The following is a 12614-nucleotide window of genomic DNA, read 5'->3' on the forward strand; positions in this document are numbered from 1 at the left end:
CATTCGGTGAACGGGAGTTCACCGAATGCGCGATAGCTCAACAACAAGGCCCGGGCGCATGCGCATTCTTTTCGTCAATTGGGCGACGGTTCCGGTGTTCGCCTATGGCGGCACCGAACGCGTCATCTGGGACCTCGCGCTGGAGTTGAAGAAACTCGGGCATGAGATCGCCTTTTTGACGCCGCCCGGCTCGACCTGCGATTTCGGCGAGGTTTTGACGTTTGACACGGAACAGGATTTGTTGCCGCAAATCCCCGCCGGCTACGATCTTTATCACTTCCAGTTCCAGCCGAAATTCGACCTGGACCGCGATTTCGGCCGCCCCTATCTGATGACCGAGCACGGCAATTACAACAAGAACCCGACCCGGCCGCTCAACTGCAATTTCATTTCCGCCGACCATGCGCGGCGCCACCAGTCCGACGTCTATGTCCTCAACGGACTGAACTGGGACGCCTACGGCCCCGTCGATCTTTTGAAACCCCGCGAAAATTTTCATTTTTTGGGCAAAGCGGAATGGCGCGCCAAGAACGTCAAGGGCGCCATTGCGGTGGCGAAAAAGGCCGGCGTCGATATCGACATTTTGGGGGGCGACCGTTTTAATTTTCGCCGCGGTTTTCGCCTCACCTTTACCCGACGCGCGCATTTTCACGGCATGGTCGGGGGCGCGCAAAAATTCGCGGCGCTGAACGCCTCGCGCGGGCTGATTTTTCCGATGCGCTGGCACGAGCCGTTCGGCCTCGCCGTGATCGAGAGCCTGTATTTCGGCTGCCCGGTGTTCTCCACCCCCTATGGGGCGCTGCCGGAGTTGGTGGGGAGCGAGTTCGGGTTTTTGAGCGAGTCTTGTGGGGAACTCGCCCGCGCCGTGCGGGACTTGCGCTTCGACCGCGCAAAACTTCACGATTACGCGCGCGAGACCTACAGCTCGGCGAAAATGGCGCAGGGGTATCTGGGGCTGTACGAAAAAATTCTGTCGGGACAGACGCTGCACGACAAGCCGCCGGTGTGGCCGAAGCTGTCGAAAAAGCTGCTGCCGTGGAAAGCTTGAATTGATGTCCTGGCGTCGTTGCCGTTGGATGCCTCGTGTCAGCCCTGAACAGACGTTGCTGTTGTTCTGACGATCACAACTTCTCACGCTCGGGATGCAGGCTGATTGTCAGCAGTAGCTTGCCGGCAGGCAAATTTGATCCGAATCAATACCCTAATGTAAAATGTCTAATATCTTATAAAGACAGCATACTGTTTTTTAGCTCTTGAAGGCCTGCGGCAAAAAGGAGCAGCGTTAAATGAATAGAAGAAGTTTTATAATCAATGGCGTAGCCGCAACTACCGTTTTTGCTTCAACACCCAGCAGCATCTCCTTTGCGATTGCATTAGCGCCAGTTCTTGAGTTGATTAATGCCTTGCTTGCCGGAGTACAGCTAGCCAACAGCACCTTTGATTTAGGTGCGAAAATCCTCGGCACAATAAAGCTCAAAAATAACACTGATGAAGAACAAAACGGAAATACGCGGATATATATTTATAATGTTCTTAACCCAACGCAACCAGAAATAACTAGGGATCTCAGAGCCACGGTTGCTCCCGGCGCGACCGAAACATTTAACTTGCCCTCAGTCGCTCTTACGACGCCAGGCAGGAAAGTTCTGCAAGCCATGACGCGACTGAATGATGTGTCAATGGGATTTATAAGCGTTCCCTTTTGTTGTGACAGCCATGGCGTGAGAAGGTGTCCCAGTCCAGATGCTCGTTCGTTAGGAGCTGAGTGCTATTGCAGCGGGCAAGGGGTTGGCGTTACTTGCAAATAAAAGCTATTTTTATGGGAGAGCGATATGAAGCGTAAGCGCAAAAACACTGCAACGCGACTCTCTTTTATAGTCATCTCGCTCGTTTGGGGCAATTTATGCATAGCAGAATCAATAAATGATTTAGATTCCCTACTGTCATCTTATGAACACGCCAAAAAAAGATATAGCATGGCTTGGCAACCTTCGGAAATAGAATACTGGAACGATCAGTACATGTTTTATAAAACAAAAATTGATGACTACATTGAATCCGAAGACAAAGCTGTAAAAGAAAATCCAAAAGTATTTTGTTTAGACGTGCTGAGGGATTATCAAAAGATAATAAATGCAGAGCAGCACGCAGGATATTTGTTTGCTAGGGGTTATATTATGTTAAACGAAGTCTTAGATTGGATGAAACGCCAACTGGAGGTCAGTACGTATTGTGGCAGGTATGACATTTACTATAATCCTTACAGAGAAAAAATGCAGTGATAGCCGGCCCGGGCCGTGGGGCTTGCCGGCTAAGCGATTGGACCCATAGCGTTGACCATCACATTGAAAGACGGACGTTCGGACGATCCGTTGACGCTGAGAGCGCGCCATTGGCGGCGCGCACTCAATAACCTCCTTCAGATTGTATCTCAGTTTTGCCGGCCGCCCGCCCTGTGCAGAAGTCACTTTTGGATATGTTTGGCCTCCAGCCTGACTTTCCTTTGCCGGCGACTTCCGTGAGTTTCCGCTTCCCGACGAAGCCCCTTGAAGCGTTGCGATGGTCTTGTTTTGGCGCCGTCTCGATGGCTCCTGGGAGCGCTTTTTTCGGAAATTTCTACCTTAGGTTGAAACAGGTCCGCTCAAAATCGCGCAAAACGGACGCGTTTGTGCAAAAAACACGCGATTTTTGATCAAAAACACGCTGAAATCGCGCCTGCATCCTCCGAGTTGTATCGGCGACACTGAGCGTGAACGCTGGTCCCAGGGTTCGTGCGCGGCCATATTTGTTTAATATTAACAACAACTTGTGAGAGGCCACCCCACGTTTCACGTGGAACATAACAAGAACATCGTTTCGCCACATTGGCGGATGCGACGGGTTTTGCGATTTTCACTTTCATAAAAAAACCGGTTTCGCGCGCCGCGTCGCATAAAAGAAAACCCCGGAAGCTCGTCGCTTCCGGGGCCTTTTTTGTTAAACCTTCAACACCTTCGGCACGGCGTTGGGCCGCAGCCTAAAAGCGTCGGGCATGCCCGAGCCGAGCAGCGGGCGCAGGTAGAGCCTGAACGCGTCGGTCACGTCATTGCCGGCGGCGTTCAAAAACTCGTCTTCCATCACGCGGGTTTTGCCGGCGACCGCCTGCAGCGGCGCCAGTTCGTAGTCCACCGAGTAAAAACCGGTGCGCTTGATGGTGACGGAGCCGTTGCTCTCGCCCCAGAACGCATATTGCACCGCCTTCTCGCCGACTTCGCGCGCCTCGCGCTGGTCGACGTCGGAGACGCAGCCGATGAACGAGCGTTGCAGATAGCCAAAAGTGTCGCCGCGCACGCGCTTGATGCCGAGCTTGTTCTTCACCTCCTCGCACAACAGGTCGGCGAGGGCGCCGGTGCCGGAGAGCTGGACATTGCCGTGAGCGTCATGCTCGACCTGGGAGGCCAGTTTGGTGATGATCGGCGCGCCGGACGCGTCGTGAATGCCTTCGGACACGGCGACCACGCAGCGGCCGAGCCGGTCGTAGGTGGCCTTCACATCCTTGAGGAACTGGTCGACGTCAAACGTGCGCTCCGGCACATAGATCAGGTGCGGCCCGTCGTCGGGGAATTTTTTGCCGAGCGCGGAAGCGGCGGTCAAAAAACCGGCGTGGCGGCCCATCACCACGGCGATATAGACGCCGGGCAGCGCGGCATTGTCCAAGTTCGCGCCGGCGAAAGCCTGGGCGACGAAACGCGCGGCGGAGGGGAAGCCCGGCGTGTGGTCGTTGATGACGAGGTCGTTGTCGATCGTCTTGGGGATGTGCATGCAGCGCAGCGGATAGTTCGCCTTCTCCGCCTCTTCCGCGACAATGCGCACCGTATCGGATGAATCGTTGCCGCCGATGTAGAAGAAGGCGCCGATCTCATGGGCGCGCAGAACTTCGAAAATCTCGTGGCAATATTTGGCGTCGGGCTTGTCGCGGGTCGAGCCGAGCGCGGAGGACGGCGTGCGCGCGACCATTTCGAGATTGTGGCTGGTCTCCTGGGTGAGGTCGAGGAGATCCTCGTTGACGATGCCGCGCACGCCGTGATGGGCGCCATAGACCCGCGCCACCTGCGGGAACTTGCGGGCTTCGAGCACCACGCCGGCCAGCGATTGGTTGATGACCGCGGTGGGGCCGCCGCCCTGGGCGACCAAAATTTTTGTCGGCGTCGTCATGAATATTCTCCGCGCAAATGGGATGAGCCGTTCTAGAGCGTTCGCCGCCTTGTTTGAAGCGGAGAACCGCCAAAACCTGCTTTTTTGCGCATATCCTTTTGGCAAAACCGGCATTCCCCTGCGCGACGCCGGCGCGGGACAAAGATTTTCCATAAAACAGCGGCCCGACGGCAATTGCGCATTTAAGTTGTCGCAAGCGCCGGGTTAAGCTGGACCATGACCGACGCGCCCCTGTTCCAGCCCGGCGACGTTCTCGACGGCTTTCATTTCGTCGAGCGCCTGCACGATGGCGGCATGTCGGAAATCTGGAAGGTGACGCGCGAGGACATGTCGCCGCCGGCGGCGCTGAAAGCCCCCAAAATCCGCGGCGACGAGGCCAGCGCCGTGGTCAGCCTCGAAATGGAGCAGATGATCCTGCCGCTGCTCCACGGGCCGCATGCGCCACGATTCATCGCCTCCGGCGATTTTGCGCGCAAACCCTATATCGCCATGGAGCTGATCGCCGGCGAGAGCCTGCTGCGCAAGGTCGACGCGCTGCCGCTGCCGGTCGACGAGGTCGCGGCCATCGGGCGCGGCGTCGCCCAGGCGCTCGCCAGCCTGCATGGGCAAAACGTGCTGCATCTCGACGTCAAGCCGTCGAACATCATCCGCCGCGCCGACGGCGTCTACGCCCTGATCGATTTCGGCCTGTCGCGGCACGCGCATCTGCCGGACCTGCTGGCGGAGGAGTTTTGCGTGCCGTTCGGCACCGCGCCCTATCTGGCGCCGGAGCAGGTGTTGCGCGACCGCAGCGATCCCCGCAGCGACATTTTCGCCCTGGGCGTCACGCTCTATTACCTGCTGACCGGCGAGCGCCCGTTCGGCTATCCGCATAGTCACGCGCAACTGGCGCGCCGGCTGTGGCGCGATCCCGAACCGCCGCGCGCGCTGCGGCCGGACTGCCCGCCCTGGCTGCAGGAGGCGATCCTGCATTGCCTGGAGCCCGAGGCCGAAAATCGCTACGCCTCGGCGGCGCAATTGCTGCTCGACCTCGCCGCGCCCGAGCAGATCGCCCTCACCGCGCGCGCCGAGAAGCTGAACGCCGATTCGTGGCTGACGGCGCGGCGGCGCTGGTGGGCGCTGAAACTGGCGCCGACGCGCTATCCGCAAGACCTCGCGGCGCGCCGGGCGAACACCCCCATTGTGATGGCGGCGGTGGATTTCTCCGGCGGCGTCGCGGCGACCGATGTTTTGCGCGCCCATGCGCGGAAAGTGATGACGGCGACGCCGGACGCGCGGCTCGCCTGCGTCACGGTGATCCCGAGGCAAAGGATGGGCGAAACGGGCGGGCATGTGCGCCGCCTGATCGAGCTGCGCCGCTGGGCCGAGAGCCTGAACCTGCCGGAGGCGCAAACTACTGCGCATGTGCTGGAAGCCGACGATCCCGCGAAAAGCCTGCTCGACTTCGCCCGCGAAACCCATGTCGACCACATTCTGCTGTTCGCCAGCGCGCCCGCCTTCGACGAGTCCGCGCTCGGGCCGGTCGCCCATCGCGTGGCGACGCAGGCGACCTGCGCCGTCACCTTGCTGCGCCGGCCGCGGCGGGGCGCGGAGGCCGAGACGACCGAGCCGCGCGAGGGGCTCGGACTCTAACCGGAATTTGATTGAAGCGCGGCCGCCGCGGCATTACATCGGGTGCACGCTCAAAGGAGTTTTTCGATGAACTGGCTCGATCGCCGCCCGCCGCCGCCCGGCGCCGCTCAAGTGGACTATCTCGACGGCGAATTCCGCGTGAAGAAGCCCGGCGCCTATGTCATCTGCGCCGCGACCGGCGCGCAGATTCCGCTGGACCGGCTCACCTATTGGAATGTCGACCGGCAGGAAGCCTACGCCAATCCGGAAGCGAAAATGCTGCGCCTGAAGCAGCTCGGCGAGATCAAGTAGAGCCGCTCGGGGTCACGCCCCGACGCGGCCTGCCCCCTGCTTGGCGATGGGCTGGTCGGGGTTGAGCGACAAGGCGCGGCGGTAATTGTCCGCCGCCAGCTTGCGGTCGCCCTTCTTCTCATAGGCATAGCCGAGCAGCGCCCAAGCCTCGGCATTTTTGTTGTCGACATTGAGCGCGGCGTTGAAGTCCTCGATGGCCTTGTCCGGCTTGCCCAGGGACAGCCAGCTTTGCCCGCGCGCCTGGTAGGGCGCCGCCGCAAAGGGATCGCGGTCGATGGCGTTGTCGAAATCCTTGACGGCGCGGTCGTTGTCGCCGTTCTTCTGGTGGATCAGGCCGCGCGCATGAAACGACTGGGCGTTTTCCGGATTGAGCCGGATGGCCTGGTCGAGATCGCTCATCGCCTCGGGCAGCCGGTTCTGGGCGCGCAGCAGGTTGGCGCGGCCGAGATAGGCCGGACCGTGGTTCGGATTGGCCTCGATGGCGTGGGTGAAATCGGTGAGCGCGGCGTCATTCGCGCCGATCTGCCGCTCGGCCAGGGCGCGATTGGTGTAGGCGGAGGCGTTGCGCGGATCGAGCTTGATCGCCTGGCTGAAATCGCCGATGGCGCGGTCGTATTTGCCGATCTTCGCCAGGGCGACGCCGCGGGTGTTGTAGGCTTCGGGATCGCTGGGATGCGCGATGACGACCGCGTCGAGCGAATCGATATTGGCCGCGACCGCCTTGGGATCGGCGGCGGAGACTTCCGCATAGCCGGGGCCCCGGGTCGAAATTCCGCTCATCGAATCGCATCCGGCCAGCGGAGCAGCCAAGGCCGCCAGCGCGACCAGGGGAGAACGAAATCGGACCATTTTGAAATTCCGCACAGTTGGGGAAGCCGCCCCGCATAGGCGCAGATTAAGGCGGAAAGGCGGCAAAAATGCGAAAGCGCCCGCCGCGGGTTGAGCGGGGGCGCGAACGCGGGGCAAGAAAAACGTGATCAGCGGGCGGCCGGCTTGGCCTTGACCGGCAGCAGACCCTCGCGCTGGAGCTTCTTGCGGGCCAGCTTGCGGGCGCGGCGAACGGCCTCAGCCTGCTCGCGGGCGCGCTTCTCGGACGGCTTTTCGTAGTGGCCGCGCAGCTTCATCTCGCGAAAGATACCTTCGCGCTGCATCTTTTTCTTCAGCGCCTTGAGCGCCTGATCGACATTGTTGTCGCGAACCAGAACCTGCACGCCGTCATCCCATTTAAAAGAGCCAGTCGCCGAAGCGCTTTTCGCGCATTCGGCTGTCGAGCCGCATTGACAAGATTTAGCGCTTGCGGAGCGCCGGACCGTTGAGGCTGCGATAACAGAAAGTTTTCGGGCTGTCCAGACGAGTCTCACCGCGCTCAGTCGCGGGAAAGGCCGGAGTCACCGAAGCGCAACAGGATCAGCTCGGTCTCGCCGTAATCGCGGCGCTCCAGCACCTCGTAACCGGACGCGGGCTCGAACATGGCGGCGGCCGCCTCCTCCACCACCACCAGCGCGTCGGGCTTGAGCCAGCCGCCCCGCGCCAGCGAAATCAGCGCCGGCTCGGCGAGGCCGCGGTCATAGGGGGGATCGAGAAAAGCCAGATCATAGACGGGACCGGGCGGGGCGTCGCCGAGTCGGCGGGCGTCGCGGCGAAAAATGCGGGTGACGCCGCCAAGCCCGAGGCTTTCCACATTTTCGCGGATCAGCGCCCGCGCCTGGGCGCCATCGTCGACCAGCAGCGCGAAGGCGGCGCCGCGCGACACCGCCTCCAGCCCAAGCGCGCCGGTCCCGGCGAACAGGTCGATGACCCGCGCGCCCGGAACGGGATCGCCATAGGAATGGGCGAGCACGTTAAAAAGGCTTTCGCGCAGCCGGTCCGAGGTCGGACGAATGCCCTCGCCGCGCGGACCATTTATCGCGCGGCCTTTGAAGCGGCCGCCAACGATTCGCATCAGCTTTTGCGAGGCGGCTTTTTAGGACCACCGCCGGGCTTGCCGCCGACCGGCTTCGGCCCGCGCCGAAACGTTTTGGCCGCTCCGGTTTCGCCGCGGGGCCCGCCAAATCTCTTGTCGCCGCCCTCGCGGCGTGGCCGTTCGAAACTTCCTTCTCCTCCGGCCTCAGCTCGCGGCCTGCGGAACGGCTTGTCGCCGCCCGTCTCGCCCCTCGGCTTGCCAAAAGACTTGCGCTCGGCGCCCTCGCCCCCAAACCTGTCGCGGGCGCCTCCTTCTCCCCTTGCGGGAGAAGGTGTCGCGCGCGAGCGCGACGGATGAGGGGTTCGTCCCTCCCGAGCTTCCCAATTCACGGCCCCCTCGCGGCGCGGCCGGTCGAATTTTTGCTCGTCTGCTTCGGCGCGGGGCCGCCGGAACGGCTTGTCGCCGCCGGACTCGCCACGGGCGCCGCCAAAAACCTTGCCGCCACCGTCCCGGCGTGGCCGGTCGCCGCCTTCGCTGCGCGGCCGATCGAAACCTTTGCGCGAAGTCTCTCCGCGCGGCGCCTCCGCCGCCTCCCGCTCCGCCTTGAACCGCCGCGCATTGCGCGTGTCCACCGGCGCCTCCTCGACCCGGCGCGCCACGCTCACGCGCTCCACGGCGACGGTGCGGCCATTGCGGTCGGCGGTGGCGCCAGTCTCGATGCGGCGACGCGGCCCCTTGGCCGCCTTCACCCGATCGTCGCGCAAAGCCGAAACGTGCTTGCGCGGGCCCGGTTTTTCCGTCCCGGGACGCCGCTCCTCCGGCGCCGCCCGATGCGGCCGCACTTTTTCAGGCGCCCGCGGCGGACGCGCCTTGGGGGCGACGTCCGGCTCCGGCTCGACCGTGCGGTCGATCACCGGCCCGTCGAAATCGACGCCGGCCTCCTGCGCCAGCTTTTCGCCCAACTGGTCGGCGAGCACGCGCGTCTTGACCTCTTCCACCGTCCCCTCCGGCAATTCGCCGAGCTGGAACGGGCCATAGGAGATGCGGATCAGCCGGTTGACCGCCAGCCCCAGATATTCGAGCAGGCGCTTGACCTCGCGGTTCTTGCCCTCGCGCAAGCCCAGCGTGATCCAGACATTCGCCCCTTGCACGCGATCGAGGCGCGCCTCAACCCCGGCATAATCGATCCCGTCTATGGTGACGCCATTCTTCAGCGTGTCCAGCCGGGCCTGATCGGTCGCGCCATTGGCGCGGGCGCGATAGCGGCGCAGCCAGCCGGTGGAGGGCAGCTCAAGCACGCGGGCGAGCCCGCCGTCATTGGTGAGCAGCAACAGCCCTTCGGTGTTGATGTCCAGCCGCCCCACCGACATCAGGCGCGGCAGGTCCGGATTGTTTTCGGCGATATAGTCGAACACGGTCGCGCGCCCCTCGGGGTCGCGGTCGGTGGTGACGAGGCCGCGCGGCTTATGGAACAGGAACAGCCGCGTGCGCTCGCGGGTGGCGAGCGGCTTGCCGTCCACCAAAACCTTGTCCTCTTCCGTGACGTTGAGCGCGGCGGATTCCAAAACCTTGCCATTGACCGAGACGCGGCCGGCGGCGATCCAGTCTTCGGCGTCGCGGCGCGAGCACAGGCCGGCGCGCGCCATCACCTTGGCGATGCGCTCGCCGTCCTTCTCGACCGCCTCCAGCACTTTTCCGCGGGAGGGGCGGCTTTTGGGCGGTTTCTTGCCGAACTTCTGGTCTTTGTCGCGTGTCATTCCGCTCTGATAGCAGAGGCGCAAAAAATTTTCGAAGTTTTTTCAGCCTTGGTTCACGGCGCAGCCGACCAAAAATCCTGGGCCGCGCCGGGCAAGTCCGCCAGGGCCGCGTCGAGCCGCCGGTCGCCGATGATCGCGCGCAGCGCCGCCGCGATATCGGAGACGGCGGTCTCCGGCGTAAAATTGTGATGTTCGAGCAGGGATCGCGCCTCGCGCGTCCAGGTTTCGCGGTCGCCAAAGGGCGCGGGCGGCGCGTCAATATCCCAGTTCGCGAGGAAGAGCGCGCGCAAAACGGGCGGCAGCGCATCGGCGAAACGCAGCGCCTCGCGCGGCGCCAACCTGCGGCGAAATGTCATCAGCACGCCCTCGACGGTGGTGAAGGCCTGATTTCGCGTGGTCAGACCGCTGCGCGCGATCACCTCGCCCAAAAAACGCTCGAAATCCTCCGAGGCGTGCTGATAGTCCATCGGCATGGGCATGGGCGTCCTCTCGGCTAAGGCTCTTGCGCGCCGCGCTTTTTGCCCCAAAAATCACGCGCGCCCAACTCTTGCAATGGTCTCGCCGTGTCGCTCGTCCGATTGAACGCCGCCTGGGATCGCGCCTTTTTCGAGGCGCGCGCCGCCGCCATGCGCGGCGAGGCGCCGATCGGCGCGTGCCTGGTCCGGAACGGCGAGATCATCGCCGCGAACGGCAACCGCACGCTGGAGGATCGCGATCCCACCGCCCATGCGGAACTGCTGGTCATCCGCGAAGCCGCAAAAAAATTGTCGGACGAGCGCCTGACCGGCTGCGATCTCTATGTGACGCTGGAGCCCTGCGCCATGTGCGCCGGCGCCATTTCCCACGCGCGACTGCGGCGGCTCTATTACGCCGCCGAGGACGAGAAGGGCGGCGCGGTGGAGAACGGCCCGCGTTTTTTCAGCCAAAAAACCTGCCATCACAGACCGGAGGTTTATGGCGGCATTCGCGCCAGCGAAGCCGCCACGATTTTGCGGGATTTTTTCAGGTCGCGCCGGTAGCGGCGCGCGTCAAAGCCTGCTGAGCAATTCCGTCTTCTTGGCCGTGAACTCCTCGTCGGTGAGAATATTCTTCTCCTTGAGCGCGGCGAGTTTTTCGATCAGGGCAAAAATATCGTCAGCGGCAAGATGCGCGGCAGGCGACGAAACAGCATGAGGCGGCGCGGTCGGAGGCGCAGGCGCAGGCGCGAAGGCCGCCGGGTCCGGCTGGGGCGCAGGCTCGACGGGTTTTTGCGCGACCGGACCAACCAGCGGCAAGTCGGCCACGCGCACCAGACCGTATTGACTGGTGAAGGTCAGCGACTGGTCGCCGCTCTGCTGCTGCGACACGCCGCCAATCTGGTGGTCGCCGGTGTCGTAAATGCGGAGGTCGCCGCCGACGCGTATCGCCAGGCGGCGGGTCGCCGGGAAGTAGGCATAGCTCATGTCGTTTTGCGCGCCGGACGACGCGGGCGACCCCAGCTCCGGGGGCCACAAGCCCGACCGCTGCACGAACAGACTGGCGCCCATGCCCTGCTGCTGGCTCTGCCCGAAGCCCTGCTGCTGCATTTGCGCCTGCGCCGGCGCGAAAACGGTCTGATTGCGCACCAGGGTCGAGAGTTCATCGCACAGGGCGCCCACCTTGTATTTCAGGCCCTGATTGAACATGTCGCCGATCATCAGCATGCCGCCTTGGGACCATTGCCCCATGCCGCCGAGTTCGGGATGATTGAATTGCGCCTGAAAACCATTGCCCGCGGCCACCGCGAGCAAGAGGGTTTCCACCGCGCCGGCGCTCAAGCCATGGGCGTTGGCGAGCGAGTCGACGAATTGCCGCGCCTGCGTGGTCAATTCCGGCATGTCGTCTTCTCCTGGTTGCGCTGCAGCGTAAAGCAGCGCGCCCACAAGAGATACAGAGAATCACGCAGAATGATCCTCCCGCCGAAGCCGCGGCCGGAAAACCTAATCTCCGCCCTTATAAGGCCTGTCCCAATAATTGTATTTTTCCGGGCCGCGCGCGCCGCCGGGATATTCGGTGAACCGCGAGGTCTCCATATGTTCGCCGTAAATATTTTCGTAGCGCACGGTGGTGTAGAGCCAGAATTTCCGCCCCAGAAACTCCGCCTTGACGTTCCCTGAGAACGGCGCGAACAGAAATTCCTTGCTGAAGTGCAGCGTTTCTCCAGCGCGAATGACGGCGGTCATATTGCCGGCCTGGTCGGACTCGCGGTCGTTGATCTGACCGACCGGAACCAGATTTCCGTCGACTGTCTTCAACAGAGCCGCGGGGCGAACGCCGGTTTCATGGGCCGACCTGTCCTTTTTCGCCCCAGGGTCCGGCTCGGAATCGCAAAAAAACAAATGTCCGGATATGCCTTTGATGACCGAGGGACTTTTGCCGAAATTGGTGATCGAGAACTCAATCTCGAAATTGGCTTTCTCCGCCCCCTCCCCCCAGTCGATCGGCGGCGTGGTATGCGGCCACCCCTCCTTGACGTCGATGAAGAGATAGGCGCGGTCCGCGGTCGCCTGGAGGCGCGCCGACATCGCCTGTTCCTTGATCTCAATCCATTGGGCGATGCCGACGATGCAGGACACCGCGGCGACCACCACCGCCGCAATCGCCGTCTTGTTGGCCGTATGGACTTCCGCGTCTTGCAGGCCCAGCCTGAAGCGCCCCCGCTTTTCCGGGGATGGCGGCGGAGCCTCGCCAGGCTGCTCGTTGGCGGCGCGCCCTTGTTCGCTCTCGTCCCGCACGGAACCTGATTCCCGGTGAACCGACCCCTATCGCGATCCTATGCCCAAAAACTCCAGCGTAGCAAGACGCGCCCGGCCGTACGG

General features: G+C 62.5%; 15 protein-coding genes. 7 read left to right on the forward strand and 8 right to left on the reverse strand.

Going from position 1 to position 12614, the window contains the following annotated elements; all coding sequences use genetic code 11:
• Positions 1-58 precede the first annotated feature (58 nt).
• The 3 genes from M2320_RS06880 (at position 59) to M2320_RS06890 (ending at position 2282) form a co-directional block, all read left to right on the forward strand.
• Positions 59-1048 (forward strand): glycosyltransferase, encoded by a 990-nt coding sequence (locus M2320_RS06880; protein WP_264596631.1) that lies wholly within the window; start codon positions 59-61, stop codon positions 1046-1048.
• A 238-nt stretch (positions 1049-1286) separates the two neighbouring features.
• Positions 1287-1808 (forward strand): hypothetical protein, encoded by a 522-nt coding sequence (locus M2320_RS06885; RefSeq protein ID WP_264596632.1) that lies wholly within the window; start codon positions 1287-1289, stop codon positions 1806-1808.
• A gap of 24 nt (positions 1809-1832) precedes the next feature.
• Positions 1833-2282: a hypothetical protein gene (locus M2320_RS06890; protein ID WP_264596633.1), complete on the forward strand. Its 450-nt coding sequence runs from the start codon at positions 1833-1835 to the stop codon at positions 2280-2282.
• Positions 2283-2976: 694 nt separating this feature from the next.
• On the opposite strand, the gene M2320_RS06895 is transcribed toward M2320_RS06890, so the two are convergent.
• Positions 2977-4194 (reverse strand): 6-phosphofructokinase, encoded by a 1218-nt coding sequence (locus M2320_RS06895; protein ID WP_184430260.1) that lies wholly within the window; start codon positions 4192-4194, stop codon positions 2977-2979.
• Here M2320_RS06895 and M2320_RS06900 point away from each other — a divergent pair.
• The 3 genes from M2320_RS06900 to M2320_RS06910 all read left to right on the forward strand — a co-directional run bounded on the left by M2320_RS06900 (position 4193) and on the right by M2320_RS06910 (position 6117).
• Positions 4193-4402: a hypothetical protein gene (locus tag M2320_RS06900; protein WP_264596634.1), complete on the forward strand. Its 210-nt coding sequence runs from the start codon at positions 4193-4195 to the stop codon at positions 4400-4402. The two genes, M2320_RS06895 and M2320_RS06900, sit on opposite strands and share 2 nt — an antisense overlap.
• Before the next feature lie 8 nt (positions 4403-4410).
• Positions 4411-5826 carry a serine/threonine protein kinase gene (locus M2320_RS06905; RefSeq protein WP_264596635.1) on the forward strand — a complete coding sequence of 472 codons (1416 nt, stop codon included), beginning with the start codon at positions 4411-4413 and terminating at the stop codon, positions 5824-5826.
• 66 nt (positions 5827-5892) lie between these two features.
• A complete protein-coding gene (locus M2320_RS06910) occupies positions 5893-6117 on the forward strand; it encodes a DUF2093 domain-containing protein (protein ID WP_264596636.1) in 225 nt (74 codons plus the stop codon).
• 12 nt (positions 6118-6129) lie between these two features.
• Here M2320_RS06910 and M2320_RS06915 read toward each other — a convergent pair whose 3' ends face one another.
• The 5 genes from M2320_RS06915 to M2320_RS06935 all read right to left on the reverse strand — a co-directional run bounded on the left by M2320_RS06915 (position 6130) and on the right by M2320_RS06935 (position 10256).
• Positions 6130-6966: a tetratricopeptide repeat protein gene (locus M2320_RS06915; protein ID WP_184430264.1), complete on the reverse strand. Its 837-nt coding sequence runs from the start codon at positions 6964-6966 to the stop codon at positions 6130-6132.
• 128 nt (positions 6967-7094) lie between these two features.
• Positions 7095-7328: a 30S ribosomal protein S21 gene (gene rpsU, locus M2320_RS06920; RefSeq protein WP_088519637.1), complete on the reverse strand. Its 234-nt coding sequence runs from the start codon at positions 7326-7328 to the stop codon at positions 7095-7097.
• A 155-nt stretch (positions 7329-7483) separates the two neighbouring features.
• Positions 7484-8059, reverse strand: coding sequence for a 16S rRNA (guanine(966)-N(2))-methyltransferase RsmD (gene rsmD, locus M2320_RS06925; protein WP_264596637.1), 576 nt, complete (start codon positions 8057-8059; stop codon positions 7484-7486).
• On the reverse strand, positions 8059-9777 hold the full coding sequence (locus M2320_RS06930; protein WP_264596638.1) for a pseudouridine synthase: 1719 nt from the start codon (positions 9775-9777) through the stop codon (positions 8059-8061). Before M2320_RS06930 ends, rsmD begins: the two co-directional genes overlap by 1 nt.
• 53 nt (positions 9778-9830) lie before the next feature.
• Positions 9831-10256, reverse strand: coding sequence for a DUF2267 domain-containing protein (locus tag M2320_RS06935; RefSeq protein WP_264596639.1), 426 nt, complete (start codon positions 10254-10256; stop codon positions 9831-9833).
• Positions 10257-10340: 84 nt separating this feature from the next.
• On the opposite strand from M2320_RS06935, the gene M2320_RS06940 reads away from it, so the two are divergent.
• On the forward strand, positions 10341-10796 hold the full coding sequence (locus tag M2320_RS06940; protein WP_264596640.1) for a nucleoside deaminase: 456 nt from the start codon (positions 10341-10343) through the stop codon (positions 10794-10796).
• A 9-nt stretch (positions 10797-10805) separates the two neighbouring features.
• Here M2320_RS06940 and M2320_RS06945 read toward each other — a convergent pair whose 3' ends face one another.
• The gene (locus tag M2320_RS06945) at positions 10806-11633 is read right to left on the reverse strand and encodes an SHOCT domain-containing protein (RefSeq protein WP_264596641.1); all 828 of its coding nucleotides are present in this window, start codon (positions 11631-11633) and stop codon (positions 10806-10808) included.
• Positions 11634-11735: 102 nt separating this feature from the next.
• Positions 11736-12530 carry a hypothetical protein gene (locus tag M2320_RS06950; protein WP_264596642.1) on the reverse strand — a complete coding sequence of 265 codons (795 nt, stop codon included), beginning with the start codon at positions 12528-12530 and terminating at the stop codon, positions 11736-11738.
• Positions 12531-12614: the final 84 nt, after the last annotated feature.

It is taken from the genome of Rhodoblastus acidophilus (genome assembly GCF_025961575.1).
Taxonomy (GTDB): domain Bacteria; phylum Pseudomonadota; class Alphaproteobacteria; order Rhizobiales; family Beijerinckiaceae; genus Rhodoblastus; species Rhodoblastus acidophilus_C.

What these genes read in the sequence shown, in the direction of transcription:
- M2320_RS06930 (WP_264596638.1), bottom strand. Translation starts at nt 9,777, where the DNA reads ATGACACGCGACAAAGACCAGAAGTTCGGCAAGAAACCGCCCAAAAGC.
- M2320_RS06900 (WP_264596634.1), top strand. Translation starts at nt 4,193, where the DNA reads ATGAATATTCTCCGCGCAAATGGGATGAGCCGTTCTAGAGCGTTCGCC.
- rsmD (WP_264596637.1), bottom strand. Translation starts at nt 8,059, where the DNA reads ATGCGAATCGTTGGCGGCCGCTTCAAAGGCCGCGCGATAAATGGTCCG.
- M2320_RS06935 (WP_264596639.1), bottom strand. Translation starts at nt 10,256, where the DNA reads ATGCCCATGCCGATGGACTATCAGCACGCCTCGGAGGATTTCGAGCGT.
- M2320_RS06895 (WP_184430260.1), bottom strand. Translation starts at nt 4,194, where the DNA reads ATGACGACGCCGACAAAAATTTTGGTCGCCCAGGGCGGCGGCCCCACC.
- M2320_RS06880 (WP_264596631.1), top strand. Translation starts at nt 59, where the DNA reads ATGCGCATTCTTTTCGTCAATTGGGCGACGGTTCCGGTGTTCGCCTAT.
- M2320_RS06885 (WP_264596632.1), top strand. Translation starts at nt 1,287, where the DNA reads ATGAATAGAAGAAGTTTTATAATCAATGGCGTAGCCGCAACTACCGTT.
- M2320_RS06890 (WP_264596633.1), top strand. Translation starts at nt 1,833, where the DNA reads ATGAAGCGTAAGCGCAAAAACACTGCAACGCGACTCTCTTTTATAGTC.
- M2320_RS06945 (WP_264596641.1), bottom strand. Translation starts at nt 11,633, where the DNA reads ATGCCGGAATTGACCACGCAGGCGCGGCAATTCGTCGACTCGCTCGCC.
- M2320_RS06915 (WP_184430264.1), bottom strand. Translation starts at nt 6,966, where the DNA reads ATGGTCCGATTTCGTTCTCCCCTGGTCGCGCTGGCGGCCTTGGCTGCT.
- M2320_RS06910 (WP_264596636.1), top strand. Translation starts at nt 5,893, where the DNA reads ATGAACTGGCTCGATCGCCGCCCGCCGCCGCCCGGCGCCGCTCAAGTG.
- M2320_RS06905 (WP_264596635.1), top strand. Translation starts at nt 4,411, where the DNA reads ATGACCGACGCGCCCCTGTTCCAGCCCGGCGACGTTCTCGACGGCTTT.